The organism is Porifericola rhodea (genome assembly GCF_030506305.1).
Taxonomy (GTDB): Bacteria; Bacteroidota; Bacteroidia; order Cytophagales; family Cyclobacteriaceae; genus Catalinimonas; species Catalinimonas rhodea.
Genome location: NZ_CP119421.1, coordinates 173,763 through 195,681, shown reverse-complemented (window position 1 = coordinate 195,681; position 21,919 = coordinate 173,763). Strand labels below are relative to the sequence as shown.

At 41.1% G+C, this 21,919-nt stretch carries 17 protein-coding genes; 8 read left to right on the top strand and 9 right to left on the bottom strand.

The window, feature by feature from the left end; translation table 11 throughout:
• Positions 1–300: 300 nt before the first annotated feature.
• Positions 301–936 carry a hypothetical protein gene (locus tag PZB74_RS00830; protein ID WP_302239988.1) on the top strand — a complete coding sequence of 212 codons (636 nt, stop codon included), beginning with the start codon at positions 301–303 and terminating at the stop codon, positions 934–936.
• Between the two features lie 2 nt (positions 937–938).
• On the opposite strand, the gene PZB74_RS00825 is transcribed toward PZB74_RS00830, so the two are convergent.
• Positions 939–2,513, bottom strand: coding sequence for an ABC transporter permease/substrate-binding protein (locus PZB74_RS00825; RefSeq protein WP_302242860.1), 1,575 nt, complete (start codon positions 2,511–2,513; stop codon positions 939–941).
• 98 nt (positions 2,514–2,611) lie between these two features.
• Positions 2,612–3,853 carry an ornithine--oxo-acid transaminase gene (gene rocD, locus PZB74_RS00820; RefSeq protein WP_302239986.1) on the bottom strand — a complete coding sequence of 414 codons (1,242 nt, stop codon included), beginning with the start codon at positions 3,851–3,853 and terminating at the stop codon, positions 2,612–2,614.
• 324 nt (positions 3,854–4,177) lie between these two features.
• On the opposite strand from rocD, the gene rpmB reads away from it, so the two are divergent.
• The 4 genes from rpmB (at position 4,178) to ftsY (ending at position 5,865) form a co-directional block, all read left to right on the top strand.
• Positions 4,178–4,417 (top strand): 50S ribosomal protein L28, encoded by a 240-nt coding sequence (rpmB, locus tag PZB74_RS00815; protein ID WP_277477737.1) that lies wholly within the window; start codon positions 4,178–4,180, stop codon positions 4,415–4,417.
• Between the two features lie 50 nt (positions 4,418–4,467).
• Entirely contained in the window at positions 4,468–4,656 is a 189-nt protein-coding gene (rpmG, locus tag PZB74_RS00810) for a 50S ribosomal protein L33 (protein WP_302239985.1), read from the top strand.
• Between the two features lie 2 nt (positions 4,657–4,658).
• A complete protein-coding gene (locus PZB74_RS00805) occupies positions 4,659–4,814 on the top strand; it encodes a DUF4295 domain-containing protein (protein ID WP_302239984.1) in 156 nt (51 codons plus the stop codon).
• Between the two features lie 85 nt (positions 4,815–4,899).
• The gene (gene ftsY, locus PZB74_RS00800) at positions 4,900–5,865 is read left to right on the top strand and encodes a signal recognition particle-docking protein FtsY (RefSeq protein ID WP_302239981.1); all 966 of its coding nucleotides are present in this window, start codon (positions 4,900–4,902) and stop codon (positions 5,863–5,865) included.
• Positions 5,866–5,875: 10 nt separating this feature from the next.
• Here the strand turns inward: ftsY and PZB74_RS00795 are convergent, their stop codons facing one another.
• The gene (locus PZB74_RS00795; RefSeq protein WP_302239980.1) at positions 5,876–6,511 is read right to left on the bottom strand and encodes a phosphatase PAP2 family protein; all 636 of its coding nucleotides are present in this window, start codon (positions 6,509–6,511) and stop codon (positions 5,876–5,878) included.
• Positions 6,512–7,960: an RNA polymerase factor sigma-54 gene (gene rpoN / locus PZB74_RS00790; protein ID WP_302239978.1), complete on the bottom strand. Its 1,449-nt coding sequence runs from the start codon at positions 7,958–7,960 to the stop codon at positions 6,512–6,514. It lies immediately after the preceding gene.
• A 199-nt stretch (positions 7,961–8,159) separates the two neighbouring features.
• On the opposite strand from rpoN, the gene asnS reads away from it, so the two are divergent.
• Positions 8,160–9,620, top strand: a complete 1,461-nt coding sequence (gene asnS, locus PZB74_RS00785; RefSeq protein ID WP_302239976.1) for an asparagine--tRNA ligase — start codon at positions 8,160–8,162, stop codon at positions 9,618–9,620.
• Positions 9,621–9,643: 23 nt separating this feature from the next.
• On the top strand, positions 9,644–11,050 hold the full coding sequence (locus PZB74_RS00780; protein ID WP_302239975.1) for an ATP-dependent DNA helicase: 1,407 nt from the start codon (positions 9,644–9,646) through the stop codon (positions 11,048–11,050).
• 52 nt (positions 11,051–11,102) lie between these two features.
• Here the strand turns inward: PZB74_RS00780 and PZB74_RS00775 are convergent, their stop codons facing one another.
• On the bottom strand, positions 11,103–12,056 hold the full coding sequence (locus PZB74_RS00775) for an FKBP-type peptidyl-prolyl cis-trans isomerase (protein WP_302239973.1): 954 nt from the start codon (positions 12,054–12,056) through the stop codon (positions 11,103–11,105).
• A 225-nt stretch (positions 12,057–12,281) separates the two neighbouring features.
• Between PZB74_RS00775 and PZB74_RS00770 the strand changes: the two genes are divergently transcribed.
• Positions 12,282–12,698, top strand: coding sequence for a DUF1573 domain-containing protein (locus PZB74_RS00770; protein WP_302239972.1), 417 nt, complete (start codon positions 12,282–12,284; stop codon positions 12,696–12,698).
• A 404-nt stretch (positions 12,699–13,102) separates the two neighbouring features.
• On the opposite strand, the gene PZB74_RS00765 is transcribed toward PZB74_RS00770, so the two are convergent.
• The 4 genes from PZB74_RS00765 to sov form a co-directional block, all read right to left on the bottom strand.
• The gene (locus PZB74_RS00765; protein ID WP_302239971.1) at positions 13,103–13,777 is read right to left on the bottom strand and encodes an energy transducer TonB; all 675 of its coding nucleotides are present in this window, start codon (positions 13,775–13,777) and stop codon (positions 13,103–13,105) included.
• Between the two features lie 91 nt (positions 13,778–13,868).
• The gene (locus PZB74_RS00760) at positions 13,869–14,162 is read right to left on the bottom strand and encodes a VanZ family protein (RefSeq protein ID WP_302242858.1); all 294 of its coding nucleotides are present in this window, start codon (positions 14,160–14,162) and stop codon (positions 13,869–13,871) included.
• A gap of 117 nt (positions 14,163–14,279) precedes the next feature.
• Positions 14,280–14,660: a glycine cleavage system protein GcvH gene (gene gcvH, locus PZB74_RS00755; RefSeq protein ID WP_302239970.1), complete on the bottom strand. Its 381-nt coding sequence runs from the start codon at positions 14,658–14,660 to the stop codon at positions 14,280–14,282.
• A gap of 98 nt (positions 14,661–14,758) precedes the next feature.
• Positions 14,759–21,916 (bottom strand): T9SS outer membrane translocon Sov/SprA, encoded by a 7,158-nt coding sequence (sov, locus tag PZB74_RS00750; RefSeq protein WP_302239968.1) that lies wholly within the window; start codon positions 21,914–21,916, stop codon positions 14,759–14,761.
• Positions 21,917–21,919: the final 3 nt, after the last annotated feature.

Here is a 21,919-nt window from a genome sequence, read left to right as displayed (position 1 = left end):
AATTATCATTAATAGAATTGCACTAATACAATAAAGTATATTTACTCAAAAAAATTAGATGTCTTTTTTTGGAAAATATCTTACATGTGCAAAATGGCGTAAGATTTTTTTTGCTTAAGGAAGTTTTTTTGATGGTGAAAAGTGTTTTAATTTGTTAAATTAGAAAGCTTTACCCCTGAATAGTAAACGCTATACCTCTTTAATTGTAATTTCTAAACACAGCCGACACCTGGTAAAGAGTCAATATTGTCGGATAATAAATACTATTGCTATATTTGAAAACTGGCAGTTAAGCAAAGTATGTATACAAAAATAATTCAGTCTCCTTTTGTAGAACTTACGGTGAAGGGAATTCAGTTTACCTTTCGTGATGGAAGAAAGTTAGCTAGCCTGATTATCGTAGTCTTGCTGCCTTTTATTGGCAAGCTTTGGGAAATGGTTCCTCAGAATATTGAGTTTCCTTATTACGGTTATTTACACCTCTTTTTATACCCTTTTTCTATAAACTTTATTTGTGTGCTGATTTCGGTAGCTTGGTTTTTAACTATTCACCGAAAAGACTTTGCGCTACAGATCATCGCGCTTGCCTCTATTTTCTACTCTGTGTTTATGACTTATGATACACTGCCATTTACACAGAGTTCACCTATCTGGGTAGACCTTTCCGCTATTTTTTGCATATTCAATGGTGTTGCGATATATCTCTTTTATATACACCGTAACTATCTTAATCGCTTCTCAGATTATAAAGTGCTTCATGATGGAATTATTCACGATTTGCACCATCAACGTTTTCTGAGCGATATCAGTAGGATAGAAGGTCTAATAGAAATTGCGGAAATGGAAGAGCCCTACCGAAGCATGTGCAAAAAAGAAATTAATAAACTTAAAGAGTCCGTTACCTACATTGCTGATAAGTATAGTGAACTCAAATAAGCTTATTCTTTTAAGCTTTTGATGTAACTCCTAAGGTCGCTGATGCTTTTTATATCTAATTCTTCTGCTTTTTCTTCTCGCATCATTAAGGCTGTAGTATTGTTAAACCCTAAAGGCTGTAGCCAACTCAGTCCAAAGTCTTCCTGAGACTTTTGCTGTACATAATGATAAACCTTTTCCTTACTTTTAATAAGACTATCTACTACATGTGTAGGAGGTTGTATCATTACCAGCAATGCGGTGCCAGTGTACTCAGGGTATATATCTACGGCGCCAGATCTTATAGCATCAATTAACAGTTTGGTGCCTCCAAAACCCTGTCTGAGCTCTACAGTTAAATCAGTTTGGCTCTCTACCAGCGCAGCGAACATTTCCGCAAGTATAAAATTTTCGGTAAAGTTTTTTGACCCAATGACCAGATCAGCTTCTCCTTTCTTCTTAGGCTTAAGCTCAAAACCTTTGCCCTCTAGAAATTGCCGGGCAACTATTTCCGGAGATTTCTTTTCCTGATCTACCTCATAGTTCATTTGCATCATTTCTTTCTCAGAAATTGCTCCTTCCAACTTGTCAAAGGTTTCTTTTAAGCCAGGGTACTTTTTTAGTGTAGCGGTCCGGATAAGCGGTGCTGCATAATAAGGCGGAAAGTAATTTTTATCATCTTCCAGTACTCTTAACTGATAAGCTGCAATTCTTCCATCAGTAGAAAAACCGCTGATGACATCTACTTTTTTACTTCTCAAGGCTTCATACATCAGGCCTATCTCCATCTCCATCGCGTTCATAGAAAACCCATAGGTTTCCTGTAAGCCAGGGTAGCCATCTTCTCTTTCCATAAACTCAGAATTAAAACCAGCAATAAACTTATCTGCTTCGGAAGAGAAGTAGGGTAGAACTGCCTGATATATTAACAGGGCAGAAATGATTGCTGAAGTGACAAACAATAGTGGTCGCAGGAGCTTTTGTATATGCTTTTGAAGTACACCAAGGATAGTATCAAAGAAGATAGCGAGAAGAGAAGCAGGAATAGCACCTGCGAGTATCATATTAACATTATTAACAGCTATACCTCGGAAAATATACTCGCCTAATCCTCCTGCTGCAATCAGAGCGCAGAGCGTAGCTACCCCTATATTAATTACCATGGCGGTACGTACACCAGCAAAAATTACAGGAGTTGCCAGAGGCAATTCAACGCGCATTAGAATCTGTTTATTGCTCATGCCTAAACCCCGGGCAGCTTCTATGATAGCAGGTTCTACACCATCTATACCTGCATACGTATTCCTGACAATAGGCAAAAGAGCATATAGGAAAAGGGCAATTATGGCAGGAGTGACACCTATACCGAAAAAAGGTAGTAAAAAACCTAATAAGGCAATACTCGGAATGGTTTGAATGATGTTTACAAAACTTAGTACTCCTCTGGAAGCTTTTTGGTAACGCGAGATTAGTATACCCACAGAGATACCCACTGCAGAAGCCAGGGCTAAGGATACCAGTGTAATCCAAATGTGTTCAAGAGTTTGTTCTAATATCTCTTTCTGATGATTTAAAACAAAGGAGTAAAAGTCTTTCAGCAAAATACTATGGTTTAGCAGTCAGTAGCGGCAATATAAAAAAACGGTAGATGATGTTTCACCTACCGTTCACAAGCTTATCTTTATGCATGTCTCTTTTAGGAAACAGCGTAATTCATAATTGTACTGTCAATAATGTCGCAGCAGGCGTGAAGCTGTTCTTCAGTAATGACTAATGGTGGAGCAAACCTAATAATGTTTCCGTGTGTAGGTTTGGCCAGTAGTCCGTTTTCCTTAAGCTGCATACAAATATTCCATGCCGTATCACTATCCTCGCTATCATTAATGACGATTGCATTCAGTAGGCCTTTTCCTCTTACCAGAGTTACTAAATCGCTTTTTTCTACAAGTTGCTGCATTCGCTGTCGGAATACCTGCCCCAGCGCTTCTGCATTTTCGGAGAGCTTTTCGTCTTCTACTACCTGTAGTGCTGCCATGGCAACAGCACATGCCAAAGGGTTTCCTCCGAATGTGGAACCATGCTCGCCTGGCTTAATACTAAGCATAACCTCATCATCTGCCAGTATAGCGGAAACAGGCATAACACCTCCAGAGAGAGCTTTACCTAAAATTAATATGTCTGGGCGAAAACCTTCGTGCTGGCAGGCAAACAGTTTACCGGTACGCGCAATGCCAGTTTGTACTTCATCAGCGATAAAAAGCACGTTTTTCTTTTTGCAAAGCTCGTAAGCTTTTTTCAGGTAGCCCTCATCCGGCACTACTACTCCAGCTTCTCCCTGAATAGGCTCTACCATGAATCCCGCTACGTTAGGGTCTTCCAGTGCTTGTTCCAAAGCAGCATAATCATTATAAGGGATAAGCTCATAACCCGGCATGTAAGGCCCAAATCCACCTTTGCTTTGCGGGTCAGTAGATGATGAGATGGCTGCCAGTGTTCTTCCCCAGAAGTTACCATTTACAAATATAATTTTGGCTTGATTATCGGGTACCCCTTTAACTGTGTATGCCCACTTTCTACATAGTTTTACTGCCGTTTCTCCTCCTTCTACTCCCGTATTCATAGGAAGTACTTTGTCATAGCCAAAAAGCTCGGTAATAAACTTTTCGTAAGGGCCAAGCACATCATTATGAAATGCCCGAGAAGTAAGGGTTAGCTTTTGTGCCTGCTCTTGCAGAGCGTTAAGTATGCGAGGGTGGCAGTGGCCCTGGTTTACAGCACTGTAGGCAGAAAGGAAGTCGTAATATTTTTTTCCTTCCACATCCCACAAAAAGATGCCTTCTCCTTTAGCAAGAACTACGGGTAGTGGGTGGTAATTGTGTGCGCCGTATTTATCCTCGAGGGTTATTGCCTCCTGGCTTGAAGTAATGTGCTCAGTCATTCACTCTAGAGTTTCTGTTGATAAAAATGTGTAAATAAGCTATTTAAAGTAGTGCAATGCTTATTATGTTCTTTTAAGATGCCAAAATCTAGTCAGATTAGTATGAATTCCAAAATGAAGTGATAAATTCTGAATTATAAGTATAACAACAGGCTTTGTATCGTGTTTTCTGAACTGTATTTTTGTAAAAGCGGTTATGAGGTATGCTTCTGCCGATATGAGCTGTATGATAATGTAAAAAAGGAGGAGTAAGTTTTTTGAATGTGGAATATTTTATAGATATTTGCAACCTTAAATATCAGGAAGAAGAAATATTGAGATAAAATGGCTAAAGTTTGTCAGATCACCGGTAAGAGACCACGTGTAGGAAATAACGTTTCCAAAGCAAATAATAAGACTAAGCGTAAATTTTACCCTAATCTTCAGAAGAAGCGCTTTTACCTTCCAGAAGAGGATCGCTGGGTAACGCTTAAAGTATCTACTTCTGTGTTGAGAACTATCAACAAAAGAGGAATTACCTCTGTACTAAAAGAAGCTAGAGAAAAAGGTACAGCTTTAGTATAAATAGATTTAAAAGTCAGTTACATCTGATTATCAAAAATATTATTTGAACAATGGCTAAGAAAAGTAAAGGTAATCGTGTGCAGGTAATTCTAGAGTGTACCGAACACAAAGAAAGTGGTCAGGCTGGTACCTCTCGCTACATTACCACCAAAAATCGTAAAAACACGACTGAAAGATTGGAGCGTAAAAAGTACAATCCTATTTTAAAGAAACATACTGTTCACAGAGAAATTAAATAACCATGGCAAAGAAATCAGTTGCTTCAATGCGTAAAGAAGGTGGTAAAACCGTTGCTAAGGTAATCAAAGCGGTTAAGTCACCTAAAACTGGAGCCTATACTTTCAGAGAAGAAATGGTGCCAGTAGATTCGGTTAAAGATTATTTGGCCAAGAAATAAGAAATTTTATTTCGCAAAGTTTTATTAAAGCCCGCTATGGGCTTTTTTTGTATATTATCATTTTACTTTTTTATCCAATAGGTCTATGGCACTGTTTGGTTTCTTCTCTAAAGACAAAAAAGAATCGCTGGACAAAGGGCTTGAAAAATCAAAAGATAGCTTCTTTTCCAAAATGGGTAAGGCTATTGCCGGTAAGGCTACGGTAGACGATGAAGTCCTGGATGAACTTGAGGGTATACTGGCTACCAGCGATGTAGGAGTAGATACGATTATCAAAATTATTGATCGTATAGAAGCCAGAGTTGCTAGAGACAAATATCTCAGCACCTCCGAGCTTGATAAAATACTACGCGAAGAAATTGCCGGCTTGTTGGCCGAAAATGAGGATCAGGCGGCTGATGTAGATGCCGATGATTTTCATGTCCCCAACACCCATAAACCTCATGTAATACTGGTAGTAGGCGTTAATGGGGTAGGCAAAACAACTACCATAGGTAAATTGGCTTACCAGTTTAAAAAACGCGGACATAGCGTTTTATTAGGTGCTGCCGATACTTTTAGAGCTGCAGCCGTAGATCAGATTAAGCTGTGGGGAGAAAGAGTAGGTGTGCCTGTTGTTTCTCATGGTATGAATACTGATCCTGCCTCCGTTGCTTTTGATACTGCCAAGCAGGGCAAAGAAATGGGAGCTGACGTAGTGATTATAGACACTGCGGGAAGGTTACATAATAAAGTAAATCTGATGAATGAGCTTTCAAAGATTAAGAGAGTAGTTCAAAAGTTTATTCCTGAAGCTCCCCACGAGGTATTACTGGTACTAGATGGTAGCACTGGACAAAATGCTTTTTTACAAGCTAAAGAGTTTACCCGCGCTACTGAAGTGAGCGCTCTCGCCATTACTAAACTAGACGGAACGGCTAAAGGCGGTGTGGTAATTGGTATCTCAGATCAGTTTAATATTCCGGTTAAATATATCGGAGTAGGAGAGCAGATGGACGATTTGCAGGTGTTTAATAAGATGGAGTTTGTAGATTCTCTCTTTAAGAAATAAGCTTTTTCTGTCACATAAAAAATAAGACTGAGCTAATACTAACTCCCAGGCCCAGTATACTTCCAATCAGAATTTCTACAGGTCGGTGCGTGTCCAGATAAAGGCGCGCCGACATTGCCATTCCTCCCAATACTAAAACAGCTAGCAGAGGCCATAGCAAATTTTCTTCAGGATAAGCTTGCCCTAACCCTATAAGAAAACCAGTAAAGGCTGAAGCACTGGCGCTGTGTGCACTTACTTTAATAAAAAGCGTAAGGAAGCTAAGTAGTAAAATGATTAAGGTTATAGCTGCTAGAATTACTACCAACACCTGGCTTACTTTAAACTTAGAGAAGAACATATAAGTAGTGATGATGTAAAAAATGGTAGTAAAGAAAAATGGTAATACCCTGTCCTGTCGTTGAGGTATGCTCAGGGCAGTAATTTTACCTTTGTTCATAAAGTCAGAAAAGCGGAGGGCAGTAATACTTACCATAGGTAGTAAAAAGGTGGTAATAAATACTGCCAGCAACAGATAGTTTGCTGCTTTAGCATTAATAGGTTGCGTAATAACCGGAGCATAATAAAAAAGTAAAGCAAACAAAAGCGTTGGCATAAGCAACGGATGCATAAGAACGGATATGGTAATAGACAGTTTTCTTACCATTTACAATTCCTTTCTTAGCCTTGCCACAGGTATTTGTAACTGCTCTCTGTATTTAGCAACAGTACGCCTGGCAATATTATACCCTTTTTCTTTAAGCAGTTTTTCAAGTTTGTCGTCAGACAAAGGCTTTCTTTTGTCCTCATTATCTACCAGGCCTTTAAGGTAGTTTTTCACTTCGCGGCTACTTACATCTTCGCCCGATTCAGTGGCAATACCTTCTGAGAAAAAGTATTTAAGAGGGTAAACTCCAAACTCAGTTTGTACCGATTTGCTGTTAGCTACTCTGGATACTGTTGAAATATCCATACCTATCTCATTAGCAATATCTTTCAGAATCATGGGTTTTAGTTTGCTCTCGTCGCCAGTTAAGAAAAAGTCGTACTGATACTTAATAATGGTTTCCATTGTTGTTAGCAGCGTTTGCTGACGCTGACGTATGGCGTCTATAAACCATTTGGCAGAGTCTAGCTTCTGCTTTACAAAAGTAACGGTTTCTTTTAACTTCTTGTCCTTTTTGTTCTTATCATAAGCCTGAAGCATATCAGAGTACGAGCGACTGATTTTAAGCTCTGGCGCGTTTCTGGAGTTAAGAGAAAGCTCTAGTTTGCTATTGTTGTTGTTAAGAATAAAGTCAGGAATAATGTATTGTGTACGGGCAGTACTGTCTACAAACCCACCAGGCTTGGGATTAAGCTTAGTAATAATACTGATAGCTTCGCGTAAAGAGTTTTCATCTATGCCCTGCTTACGGCAAATCTTGTCAAAGTGCTTTTTAGTAAATTCTTTAAAGTGATCTTTAAGAATATCTATAGCTAGCTTATGGTATTTATCAGGGTCAGCTTTTCTTTCCAGTTGTAAAACTAAGCATTCCTGTAGGTCTCTTGCTGCAATACCCGCAGGGTCAAACTGTTGGATTTGAGTAAGAATCTCTTCCACCTCATCCAGGTCAGTATCTATATTCTGCGAAAAAGCTAGATCGTTAATGATTGCTTCCAGCTCTCTGCGTATGTAGCCATCGCTTTCAATACTTCCTATAAGTTGAAGGCCAATCTGGTGCCTTCTATCATCCAACGCTAAAAAATTGAGCTGAGAGATAAGCTGCTCGCTCAAAGTAGTATTGGTAGGTATGGGCATATCACGGTCTTCCTCGTCGGAGTAGTTTCCGTCGCCGTACATTTTATAACCACCAAATTCATCTTCAGACAGATAATCTTCAATACTTAACTCATCGTTAAGATCGTCTCTCTCAGCATCACTATCAAAGTCGTCTTCGCTACTCGTAATTCCCTCGTCTTCATCACGTCCTTCTTCTAAAGCAGGGTTGACTTCCAGTTCCTGCTCAATCCTGGCTTCTAACTCGGCCGTAGGAATTTGTAAGAGCTTAATAAACTGTATTTGCTGAGGAGAAAGTTTCTGACTTAAGGTCTGGCTTAAACCAAGCTTCTGCATGTATATTCTCCTTTAATCTACTTTACCAAACTGTGTCCAAATTTATTATATTCTATCAAATCTTTGATAAAAAGAGCAAAATATCGTTGCTTTGCAAACACCTTTTAGTACACTAGTAAGATAATATTTCATTAATTCAAAAGTTATTCACAGCAATTTGTTTTGGATTTTTTTAATCTAAAAATTGTTGGCACGAGCTATGCGTCTAACGAGAGCCAAAATCAGTTTATTATTGAAGGAAATGCCTCTGGATCAGGAGGTATTGGTCAAAGGTTGGGTGAGAACAAAACGAGGCAGCAAAAATGTTGCATTTATTGCGCTCAACGACGGTTCTACCATTCATAATTTGCAGATTGTAGCAGATCCGAATACTATTGGTGAAGAAACTCTGAAAAAAGTTACAAGCGGTGCGTGCATAGCAGTAAAAGGTAAGCTGGCTGCCTCTCAGGGGCATGGTCAAAAAATAGAATTACCCGCAGACGAAATAGAAATATTAGGAGAGGCTGATCCGGAGACCTATCCTTTGCAGCCAAAAAAACATTCCTTTGAATTTCTTAGAGAGATCGCCCACCTACGTCCTCGTACTTCTACTTTCGGTGCAATCTATCGTATCCGCCATGCGATGACTTTTGCGATCCATCAGTTCTTTAACGAGCGAGGATTCTACAATGTGCATACGCCTATCATTACTGCTTCCGATGCTGAAGGGGCAGGTGAGATGTTTCAGGTAACTACTTTAGACCTTAACCAACCGCCCCGCAATGAAGAAGGAGAGATAGATTTTAAGCAGGACTTTTTTGCTAAGCCTACCAACCTGACTGTTTCTGGACAGCTGGAAGGTGAACTTGCAGCAATGGGCCTTGGTGAAATCTATACGTTTGGTCCTACATTCCGTGCAGAAAATTCCAATACCTCACGCCACCTGGCTGAGTTCTGGATGGTAGAGCCAGAGATGGCCTTCTACGAGCTGAAAGATAATATGGATCTGGCTGAGTCTTTTCTGAAGTATCTGGTACAGTATGCGCTTGACCACTGTGCAGATGATCTGGAGTTTCTTAACAATAGAGCTCTGGATGAAGAAAAGAATAAAAAGAAAGAAGAAAAAAGTGAGATGACGCTGCTGGAAAGGCTAAACTTCATAGTTAGCAATGACTTTGCGCGTGTCACTTATACGGAGGCTATTAACGTTTTAAGAAACTCTAAGCCTAATAAAAAGAAAAAATTTCAGTATCTGATAGAAGATTGGGGGGCAGACCTCCAGTCTGAACATGAGCGTTTTCTGGTAGAAAAGCACTTTAAACGCCCGGTAATCCTGTATAATTATCCTAAGTCTATCAAGGCTTTTTATATGCGACAAAACGACGGAGAAGAGCCCGGAAAAGAGACAGTGGCTGCTATGGATGTGCTTTTCCCCGGTATAGGAGAGATTATCGGTGGCTCTCAACGCGAAGAGCGTCATGACCGACTAATTGCACGTATGGAGGAAGCCGATATTCCTCAGGAAGAGATGTGGTGGTATCTGGATACCCGAAAGTTCGGTACTACGCCCCACAGTGGCTTTGGTCTGGGCTTTGAAAGGCTACTACTATTTGTAACAGGTATGGGTAATATCCGTGATGTTATACCTTTCCCTAGAACACCTGAGAACGCTGAATTTTAAAACGCAGGCTAACAGCATCAGCTTTGCCTAAACCTTCCCAAATCATTCAGAAGAAGTTTCCTTTTAGCCCTACCGAAGGGCAGAGGAAACTTTTTTTACTTTTTGATCACTTCCTGACCAGGCATGACCAACTACGGATGACGCTCATGTTGAGAGGTTATGCGGGTACCGGAAAAACGAGTGTATTGATCGCTTTAGTAAAAGCACTGCCGGAGTTTGATTTCCGTTCAGTATTACTGGCTCCTACAGGTAGAGCCGCTAAAGTAATGGCTAATTATACAAAGCGTAATGCCTACACCATTCACAAAATTATATATCAGCGCACAGCCGACCCCCAAAGTGGAAAAATACAGTTCAGAAGAAGGCGTAACTATTACAAACAAACGCTTTTTGTCATAGATGAAGCCTCTATGCTTTCTGATGAACCTGGTATGGATGGCAGGAGCCTGCTTGCAGATCTGGTAGACTATGTATTTGAAGATCCTACAAATAAGTTAATGCTCATAGGGGATGCCGCACAGCTGCCTCCTGTTGGGCAAAACCTAAGCCGGGGTTTAGATGCCGAATATCTTTCTTCAGTTTATCGCTTATCGTTGCAGGAGATTGAACTTACAGAAGTAAAACGGCAAGAGCTGGTTTCAGGTATACTGTATAACGCCACTTATATCCGTAATGAGTTAGTAAAGGATAAATTCAAAATCGCTTTTCAGACCAGGAAGTTTACCGATATTTTTAGAATGCCTGGCGAACGTTTAGAAGATGGTCTTAGGTACGCTTATGATAAGTTTGGAAAAGAGAACACTACTATCATCTGTCGTTCTAATCGCGAAAGTGTATCCTACAACGAGTATATCCGGCGAAATATATTTTTTTACGAAAGCGAAGTAGAAGCAGGAGACTACCTTATGATCGTAAAAAATAACTACTATTTTCTGGATGAGGATTCACCTGCGGGCTTTTTGGCTAATGGAGATTTTGTAGAAATTCGTAGGGTGGTAGATTTTGAAGAAAAGTATGACTTAAGGTTTGCAACCCTTGAGCTTCAGCTTCTGGACTATCCTGACCAACCTGCTTTTGAAGCAAAAGTTATTCTTGATACCCTTCATGCGCCTACACCAGCTCTGGCTGAAGATAAATATCATGAGTTATATGAGCAGGTGTTTGAAGAGTACAAAGAAGTAGGCAATCGGCAGGAGCAGATAGAAGCCGTACGTAGCGATATGTATTTGAATGCTTTGCAAATTAAGTTTGCGTATGCCTTAACCTGCCATAAGTCTCAGGGTGGTCAGTGGGATGCTGTGTTTGTAAGTCAGGGATATCTGAAAGATGAAATGATCAATCATGAGTACTTACGATGGTTGTACACAGCTGTCACCAGAGCCAAATCAGAACTGTATCTGATGAACTTTAATCCAGATTTTTTTGAATAAAAAAAGGCTGACAAGTACTGTCAGCCTTTTACCTTATTAATGAGCTTAGCTATTAGTTTACCTTCGTTACTTCTACATCAAAGATGAGGGTCTGAAATGGAGGCATATTCCTGATCTGATATTTCTCCAGAAAGTCTTTTCTGATAAGACCAGGGATTACTTGAGTACCCTGATTATAGGCATGCTTGGAAGGGATAAATATTCGGCCTTTTTCACCTTTCTTCATTAGCTTGATTCCTTCATCAAAGCCAGCTATAAGGTTATTATACCCTACCACGAAGCTAAGAGGGGTATCGCTCTTTGACTCATCAAAAACTTCACCGTTAGGGAAGTAGCCTTTGTACTGTACCTCTACAGACTGACCGGCTTTTAGTACAGAGCCAGATCCTTCTTCAAGTACCTGATAATATACCCCTGAAGATTGTTTTTTAACATTTTCCAGTTCATTTTCCGCTATATAGTCTTTAATTCCCTGATCTTCCCTGGCCGCCATATCTGAGGCTGATAAAACATCTACTACTTCAACATCTACAACAAGAATACTCTCGGAAGGTATCAGTGTCTTATAAGAGTAGTTTTTAAAGCCATAATAAGAAGGTATATAAAAACGGAATTTTTCTCCTTCATTCATTAGTCTTACTCCCCAGTTAATTCCTTCCGGATAGATTGCGCCAGTAACATGCTGAAAAATTACAGCAGAATCCGCTTCGGTACTCATGCTAAGGCTATCAATAAACTTTCCCCCCAAAGTTTTCATGACATAACGTATAGAAACTACATCTTCTTCTTCTACCGGGGTGCCCCCTGTATTTTTTTCCAGTACCTGATAGTACATTCCGCTGTTGTCACGTGTAGCTGTAATGTTGTTTGATTCAAGGTGGTCTGTAATGAGCTTTTCCTCAAATTTTACCTGTTTCTCAAAATCAGTATCTCCAGTATCCAAACATCCACTAAGAAACACCACAGTAGTCATCATATACAGGTAGTGTTTAATTGAGAAATTCATTTTCATAGATAGTTAATTTTTAAATTTGGTTGTGTTGCTTTGTTATTACTGATGACACTAAGAGGAAAACTTTGGTTGGAATAAACCTATAATTTTGAGTGGCGATAAAAGAAAAAAGCGCTAATTCGTGGCATTTTTTTACAAGCCCGAACTTAATGTATAATATTTGTGCTTCTTATGCAGGAATGGTTTTTGTACAAGCATCAATAAATTTGAAATAGTGTTATGAAAAAATTCTTTTTACTTTCAGCGGTAGTACTTCTCTCTGTGCAGCTTTTTGCTCAGAACTCACAGCAGGCCGAAGCAGTAGATGGCCCGCAAATTACTTTTGCCAAGAGCTCACATGATTTTGGAGATATTGAGCAGGGTGATAAAGTAAGCTATGTATTTGAGTTTGAGAATAGTGGTACTGAACCCTTAATACTTTCAAATGTGCTAACTACATGCGGGTGTACAGCTACTTCATGGCCTCGCGAGCCTCTTGCTCCTGGGGAAGGAGGAGAAATTGCAGTATCATTCAATAGTGCTGGTAAAATGGGTAAACAAAACAAAGTGGTTACTGTAGTATCCAATGCGGTAAATGCCCAGGAAAGAGTAAAAATTATTACTAATGTGCTACCTAAAAAGGACAGTGCTCAGTAAAAGTTTGATGTAAACAGGTATGTATATATAGGCGCTCCGGAAGGGGCGCTTTTTTTATGCCTGTACAGTAAAGCAATGTTCTATAACTATTGGTGCTGCATAAGGTCCAGTATACAGTGTGAGATAAGCTAATACTTAAGTTGCTGTATATCATTAGGGACGGGACTGAGCTAATGAGTCGTTACTATTACGAGCTGCTGCGAGCAGAAGATAAGGTAGATGTTTAAGTTACCGGAGAATACTGAAGAGCCCTTTTGTGCTAATACGAGTGAGTCTCTCAGGTAACAGAATACAAATGAGGAGGTGTTATAGTTAAGAGAATAAAGCACATAAAAAAAGCCGGAACACTAAATGAACCGGCTTTCTTGCTAATAATCAATATTAACATCTAAATCAAAATCACATTATCCTAGTTTGAATGTGATAGGTAGTACCATTCTTACTCTTACTGGTCTACCACGCTGCTTACCAGGTTTCCACTTGGGTGCGTTTTGTAGTACGCGAACAGCTTCTTCGTCACATCCTGCTCCAATACCTTTAATTGCTTGTACCTGGCTGATAGAACCATCTTTGTCTACCACAAACTGTACAAACACTTTACCTTCTACACCCATTCTACGTGCTTGAGAAGGATACTTCAGGTTTTTACTAACGTACTGGTAGAAAGCGGCCATACCTCCCTGAGGTTCAGGCTGATCTTCCACTACCATAAAAATTTCATCAGATACCTCTTCTTCAGGTGCTTCTTCAAACACCATCTCTTCAATCTGGGTATCTTCAGTGATCTCTACGTCAAGATCAATTTCAATTTCTTCTTCAATTTCTTCTTCATCAGGAACCTCTACAATTTCAGGCTGCTGAATTTTTGGGGGAGGTGGAGGTGGTTGCTCGGTTGGTGGTATATCCATCACATCCTCAAAATCATCTTCCACAACACCTAAGTCTACTAAGGTTTGCTCGTCGTAAGACTTCCATTCAAAAGCCAAAGTTACAACAGCCAAACTTATCACTAAACCTATACTCAGGTGAAGTCCGGTCTTTTTGCTAAGATCGGCTCTGGGCGTTTTCTTAGATTCCATAAATAAGTTTTTAATATAATTACCATGTAATATTAGCACATAAATTACAAAATTGAAACCGGATGTACAAGAAAAATGATATGCTAACTTTTTATAGTCTGTATATCAGCAAAAAAAGTAGCCACCCGGAGATACAACCTGCAATGTTAGCTCCTGCATCCAGAAGCTCTACCATTCTGGCTGAGCTTAATAATTGCATTATTTCCAGAATGAGTCCGTATGATATTGATATTACTAACGAATAGGTAACGGCCTTAGTTCGGAGTATGGGAAAGCGGTGCTGTTTAATAAAGCCCACAATCATTAGTAAAACCAATATGCAAAAAACGAATGCGTGGGCTAATTTGTCTATGCTCAGTAGATAATCTCCACTTATTTTAGGCATCTGTTGCCCGGGCATTAGCACCAAAAAAAGTATAACTATGGCCCATACTATAGTGAAGAAATTAAATCTGAAAAACATAAAAAATCTGTGCTGAAGGCTAGCAAAAAAAACCGGAAATTAATTTCCGGTTTCTTCCTGATAGCTTTGTGCATCCAATAAGTCGTCAAGCTGAGAGGTATCAGCAATACTGATTTTAATCATCCATCCTTTCTCGTAAGGGTCTTCATTTACCACCTCAGGAGACGATTCCAACTCAGTATTAAATTCAAGGATTTTACCATCTAGGGGCATAAACAGGTCAGATACGGTTTTTACAGCTTCTACTGTGCCGAATACTTCGCCCTGACTCATTTCTTCTCCTTCAGTTTCTACTTCTACAAAAACGATATCACCTAATTCACTTTGAGCAAAGTCTGTGATGCCCACGTAAGCTACATCACCTTCTATTCTTACCCATTCGTGATCTTTAGTGTATTTAAGATTTTCAGGTAGGTTCATAATTATTATTTTTTTGGCCAAATGTAAGGGCTTTTTTACCAAAGCGCAAAACCCAATACTACTATTAATGTAGCTCCTTTGTCTTTTGTTTTCACAAATTATTGCGCAAGGTTAAAGCGAGCCTGAACCCCAAATTCTGTAGTTACTCTCTTAAACGAACTTGTTACCCTTGGGTCATTGATGGTACGGGCAAAATACAGCTGAATATTTAGCTTTTCGTTGATGTTATAATCCATAGTTGGACGGAACTGGAAGTTGATATTTCCATTAGTAACAGTGCTTTCTTCATCCAGTTTGCGCTGTACCGTTTTGGTGTCTTTAAAAGTCATCCCCAGATTAAAAGTAAGGTCGTTTTCTAAAGTGATACTTCTGCCTTCTACCTTAAAAGGAAGTCTAAGCTCAGATTTTACGAAGCCAAAATTAACATTGATGGATTTGCTGTTGAGCTCAGTTACCTGGGTGTTTGACATATTAAGAGCGAGGCTTCTTTCTACATCATAAGAAATTCTACCTGTGAGCCTGCTACGGGTTCTGATATTGAGTCCGATTAGTGGAGAAAATCTTTCGGTAATAGTTACCTGCTGAATGATATAAACAGGAGCAAAAGTATTGTCTCCGTTTTCGCTTAGCTCACTGGCCATAGGGTAGTCTTCTACATTGCGGCTGAGCAAAAGTAAATTTTCGTCTCCGTACAGCAGGTTACTGGTGTAATTGCTTACAGAGTAGTTGGAAATATAACCATGTGTAATGTTAAACGACATAAACACATCGCTTAGCTCAGGTATCAGGCGTGGAAGGCCAGCATAGTCTATTCTCCAGTTGGGCAGAGGTATTCTGGGGAAAGGGCTAAGTTTTACGTCATTGGCATCTTGCCCGCTGTAGGCTGCCAAAAACGCAGGTATCAATACATCCTGAGAGTTTCGGTCGTATGTTCCGGGGTTTGGGTTAAGTCCTTCCAACCTGGCTTTAATAATATCGCGATTGTTTTCAAACTCTCTGAAAATCTCAGAATTATTCTCTGCATCATCTTTAGAGAATGCGGTTCGCATAGTAAAGTACGTAAGGTCGTAATTCCCTATTCTTGCGGGGTTCTGAGCATTATACTGGTAGCTTACTCTGCCAGTCTGCTGATCTACCACTGAGTCTAGCCGATAAATTTCCTGATAGGTGCCAGTCTTGGTCTTTTTAAAGTCCAGCTGAATGCGGAAATCCTTGAAAGGCTCAATATCAGCTCGTATGTTAAAATTCTCTACCTGCGACTGCTGGAAAGGCATACTTAGGGCACTACTGGTAGTGAGCCAGCCATTTCGTACCGCTTGGTTTCGTATTTCAGGATCCTGACTACCTAGTAGAAAAGGAAGGCCGGGAGCACTAAATGTACTATCCATACCAAAGAAGCGGGCTTCTGGCATAAAGCCTGGTAGCAGAGTTCCTTCGCTCATATTGTAGTTGGCATTAATAGAACGCAAAGACATAAGCAGGCGTAAAAAGCCTTTGGCAAATTTGCCTTCACCCTTTGGCTTCTCTTGCTGTAGCGAGTCAGCATTATTTTGTGGTGCGCTGGGGCGTGCTCTGCTGGCCCTACCCCGCGATGGGGTGTTTATATTTTTAAGAAAACCTACCTTGTTGTAAAGGCTCACAAAATCTACTCTACCATTAAGGCTGCGGTCACGGCTGTTTTCTATGGTATTTCCCAAGGTATCGGCAAAGCCAATGGCTCCGGCAGTCCAGGTATAGCCAGCATTGTACCTGATATCAGCACTTACCCAGTCTGTGATTGGCAGTTTGTCGAAAGGCACAGTATAGGTAGCACTAAGGTTTTGATCAAAATTTTTCATACGACCAAAGCGCTTCAGGTTGTTGATTACCGTGTCAATTTCAGCCTGAGTTTCCAGGTCACCTTCAGGCTCATCTATAATAGCGTAAGCACGCGCACCGTAGTCCAGCGCCAGGTTCTGAGACAGGTTCCAGCGCATATCGTAAATTCTGTTAAAGGTAAATGCTTTCTCATACAGTGGGTCTGACAAAGGATTGAGGTCTTCGCCACGGTATACCGTTTTTACAAAGCTACGGTTCAGGTCTCCTCTTATACTGATGGTTGAAGGAATAGGAGAGAAGTTGAAATCTCTGATCAGGGCCAGCCAGGGAGAACTAAATATGCCTACATTGGCAAAGGGCTGCACATTAAGCTCAGGGAAGCTGTAGTTATAGCCAATACCTCCTCTCATAATTCTTTGGTAGTAAAGCGCTGTATTAAAATTAGTGCGCTCTACATCGCTATAAGCGTATGAGAATGTAAAGTTTGACAGATCAAAAAAGTGCGATCTGGCATTTTCGTTGAGCTTGATCTTGCGTACATTGGTAAAGTTCAGGCTACGTCGTGTTACCTGGTCAGTCACAATCTGGCGATAGGCCGCACGCTCATCTGCCGGTAAAGCAGCCAGGGCGGCATCCAGAGGGATATCCGGATCGCGAGGGTCAAACTGAGGCTCAATCATTCCTTTCTCATAACTCACAAACATTGGAATTCTTAAGCCCAGCTTCTGTGGTAGAAATTTGTCTACAGTTACATTGGCAGACACATCATATTCGGTGGCTTCTTCACGAGAGCGCTCCGATATACGGGACTGTACGCCTCCAAAACCAAAAGTCATATGGCGGGCTGAAGCCGTTATGTTTGCTACATCAGCTAGCTGAGTATTGATTCTTGCATTGGCTGCCCAGCCGCTGGTTCGGTCAAAATCACCTACTCTTAACTCGTTAGCCCAGATACACACATCTTTTGGCGCTCGGTCAGGAGTTTGTGGATTGCGTATACCAATCATCACCGTCTGTACTGTACTTAGTTCAGGGCGACCTACCACCGTTATCAGGTGTTTGCCTATCTTTTCTGTATAGGGTAGGTTGATAGCCAGGTCAGCGTTGTTTCTTCTGGACTTAATCGCATAGAGGTCGTTCAGGTCTATTTCCAGTTCGTTCTCTTCTGGCCACACTACTCGCTCATCCAAGATACCAGCTTCGGACATTACCAGAGGAATGGCTACCTCATAATAGTTTTCGGTAAAGTCTGTACCTAACCTTAAGAAAGCATGTACAGAGCTGTCTTCTGCCGTCTGGCTTTCAGCATGCAGAAACATTCTGATCTTACCATAATTGATTAGGTCCAGTGTCATGTTTTTATATGCAGCTCTTGCGTCTCCATCTTTAAGGTCTTCCACACACAGCTGAAGAGATTGCTCGTTGACAAGGCGGTCAATAGGAGAGGTATTATCACGATCACGGTTGATGCCGGGAGGAACCATGTAAGGAGAGCCTTCGCCGTCATTAGCGGAATTTTCTTCAATGTTTACTACCGAAATAGTAAAGTTGGGGTCGTTAGGTTCAGTATACTCGTTTAAGCCTTTTTTGTAGAGCTCTTCGTTATACCTTCTCCACTGGCTACCTACAAACTGAAACTTAACAAAACGAAGGGCTGCGTTTTGTCTCCATCCTGTTAAATAAGATCTGATGTAGCGAATAGATTTGAAGCCCTGAATGTTACCTACAATTTTGTCTGGCTGTCGCACAGGGATTCTAAACAGGTACCAGTCTACACCTGTATTTTGGCCGGTAGTTTTATCTACAATGTAGTTTTGCCCAACTTGTAGCTGACCCGGACGGAGATTTATTCGGTACTCATAATATTCTTCCAGATCACTCAGAGTATTGTCACGGTTTAAATCTTCATTGTCGGGGCTCTGGCTTCCCGAGGGAGTATACCTTTCGTTACCCGACAGAATAGGGGTGTTACCATCCTGGCCGTTAAAGTTCTTGTAGCGCTCAATAATTTGTGCGTTACGGGCATCCAACTCATCTCCCAGATAGTACTGAAAGTTATCTCCTGAAGGGTCGTCCTGAATAGCAGCCTGAGCTTGTGGAGACATTCGGCTGATGAGATCACTGTAGAAATTGGACTCATCATCGTTACGCACTCCATCAAAACCAACATCCTGGTTGTTTCTAACCTCAGCAGAACTATTATTGAAAAAATCAGTCAAAAACTGATCTGCTGGAGCTCGTCCCCAATCGGTTGGAGTAACATCATCGCTTTCATAATCTTCTGGCAGACCATTTTCAAAGAAATGTCGGTCATCTGGAATTACATCTTCAGAAATGCTACCCAGGTTAAACACAAGTTCACCACCAGTTGTATTATTTTCGCCTGCTATGGTACCGTTCTCCCCCTGAATAAAGGGGTCCATTAGCCAGAATTCTATGTATTCAATATTTGTTTTATCAAAATCTACTTCAGAGGTAATAGCTCTGGTAATACCTCCCCAGTTATCTTCAGGGTTCGGTAGCTTACCTTCAGGTGTGAGGTTAGGGTTGAAGTTATAGGGACCTCGCTCATCGGGAAAGTACACCATATCAAAAACGGGTAGCGGAGGGTTTACTACCTGCTCATCCTGATTGATAAATACTTCCTGAGGATAAACTTCACGTTCATAATGGTTTTCAACATCATCAGGAATATTGTCAGGTTTTAGTAAACCGCTATTGACATAAAAAGCGCTGTTATCTACTACGTACCAGGCTAGCTTTGCTCTACGGTAGCCTTCTCCTAACTGATCAGCAACTATAAATCTGTCATCATCTGTGGTAGGAGTAGCAGCCAGTTGCCAGTTTTGCCAGCCGCCCAGGTTAAAGGGAGTAATAGTATTTTCAAAGTCGTCTATGTATGAGGTGCCATCGCCATCCACCACATTGGAAGTGCCAGGTAGCAATTGGGCAAATTCAGCATTAATGGTGATGCTGGAAGGCTCTTTGGTCTGAACTATCGGTAGTAAATCTACCATTTTTGTCAGGAAGCGAGACTCTTTACGGTAGTTAAAGTCAAAACCATATTTGGTGTTTTGAGTAGGTTCGCTACCGATGGCCACACGGGTAACTACGGGGCGCTCGTTTAGGTGGAGAACGGTAGCACCAAGGTTAATGTCGTCATTAAAACGATAGTCCAGGCGAGTGCCTAAAAGAGTACGCTGCTGGAAGTTGAAAAGATCTGCTTTCTCAAATTGTATCTGAATACGTTTGCCAGAGCTAAGCACCCCTTCGTTAATGATATTAACTTTTCCCAGATTATAATCTACCGTAAAGTCAACCCCTTCTACCAGTGGGGTGTTACCCGCCAGTACCTGTACTGAACCTTCTGCTATGTTAAAGCCCGGCAGCATGATTTCGTTGGCTGAGCCTGCCTGAAAGCTACCAGTTAAGAAGTATTTGTTCTTAGTGGTAATCAGCTCAGCGTCTGCCTTGGTGGTTTCGTAGAGTGCATTATAGACGTATTTGTTAACCAGGTCCTCTTCAGGGCTACCTTCCTGTATAGCATCTTGCAGATGATCGCCAAAAGGCTGTATTACTGGAAAGATAATAATACCCAGATCGGTGTTGATAGTAATACCTTCTACGAAGTCAAAATTTCCATCGGGCTGGGGGTCGTTGTTCTGGTTGAGCTGGTCTAGCCCTAGCAGCCTGATTAATGGCTCATTGGCAATCTCTCCTTCCTGCAAACTAGGGTTATCAATACCAGTACGGTCATCGCGATATATTACTCTGAACTGAAAACCAAGCGGGTCAATCTGAGTCGCATTCAACGAATAGATATTTTTCATCATCAGATCCCAGGTTGGCACTTCGGGATTGATCTTGCTGGGGCGTAGCAGCTTTAAGAAGATTACTTCATCATCGCCTTTATTCTGGTAGTCTTCGGTAAGCTCACCTACTTTATAGCGTTGTCCCTGGTAAGTGTACTCAAATGAAACAGCCAAAACTTCATCGTTCTGGAGGCGTCGGTTCAGGGAAATATAGCCTAGCTGGCTGTTGAAAGTAAATTCGCGATCTGTAAGCTTACGGGCAGAGGTAATAACTTCAAAATCTGTCGCTTTAGTGAGGCCAAAGTCTTCGGTTAATGTGCTATTAACATCATTAATGCTTCTTGCTCCAGGAGAGTTAGCTAAACTGCTAAATAACTGGTTTGCACCATTACGTGTAGGTCCTGCACCTTCACCTCCTCCAATATTGGGGTTGTCTTCTCTGTAAATGGTTTCTCCTTCACCCAGATCCATAAAACCAGCAATATTTCTAAGGGTTTCCGTATTGTTGTTACGGTTGAGCACATATACTTCAACACGGGTAACATTTAGCCCAGAGGTGATTTGAGGCAGGCGGTTGAGCCACTGCTCATAATTTTTTCTAAAGAAGTGCCCTAAAAAAAAGTGACGGTTTTCGTCGTATTCGGAGGCGCGTATTTCAAACTCACGGTTTTGTGAGCCACTTTCTATGGTGATGGCATCAGTCTGTCCTCTTTGTACGGAGGCTACGCTGGTTACATATAGCTTGCCAAACTGAAGTTGAGTTTTGAGTCCAAACAAGCTCTGCGAGCCTGTGATCAGGCTATTACTTACGGGTAAGCTTACATTCCCCAGCTCAATTTTCTGAATAATTTCTTCTTCGTAGCCGGTGTATTCAACTTTTACGTTGTTTTGAAAATCAAAAGAGTTGTTATTGTCAAAATTAGCCGTAACTGCCAACTTATCTCCAATTTTACCAACTACGTTCAGGCTGATCTGCTGATCAAACTCAAAATTGCCATTTCGCTGTTGTCTTAGAGGTACATTGGGGTTATCTATCCGCTGAAAGCGTCCTCCAAAGTCAAGCGTAACAAATCCGTTGGGACGTATATCTACGAAAGACCCGCCAAACAAACGATCAAATACCGGAGTGGTATAGATAGGAGGTATGAGTCGTTTACCACTTACGGCGCTTTCTCCGTCCAGCCCGATTGAGCGTGACTTCCAGTACTCTTTTTTCAGCTGCTGGTTCTGAAAACTGGAGTATTCATCAAAACTTAAGTTGGTTGGTGCTCTAAAATCTAATCCGTTAATTCTTTCGTACAAAGAATAGTTGATGGTGCTATCAACCTGTATGTCATAGTCAAGCTGGGCGGGGGTAGACAGCTGAAAAGGAGTAGGAGAGGAGGGATTAGCAAAAGGATTGCCGTAGCGGTCCCTCAGTCGGTAAGCAGGGCGTGTGTCAGACTTATAGGGTCTGTTCTGAGGAGTTGTAGTCTGAACAGTATCTGATTCAGGCTCAGTATCCTGCGCCTGGGTGGGTGCAGAAAAAAGGCAGCCTATCAAAATCAGGCAGCCTAACAAAGCCTTTGGGTATCGTATACTGTCCTTGTTTCTGTAGGCCAGCAGGAATTTACAGAGGTTGATCAAGGT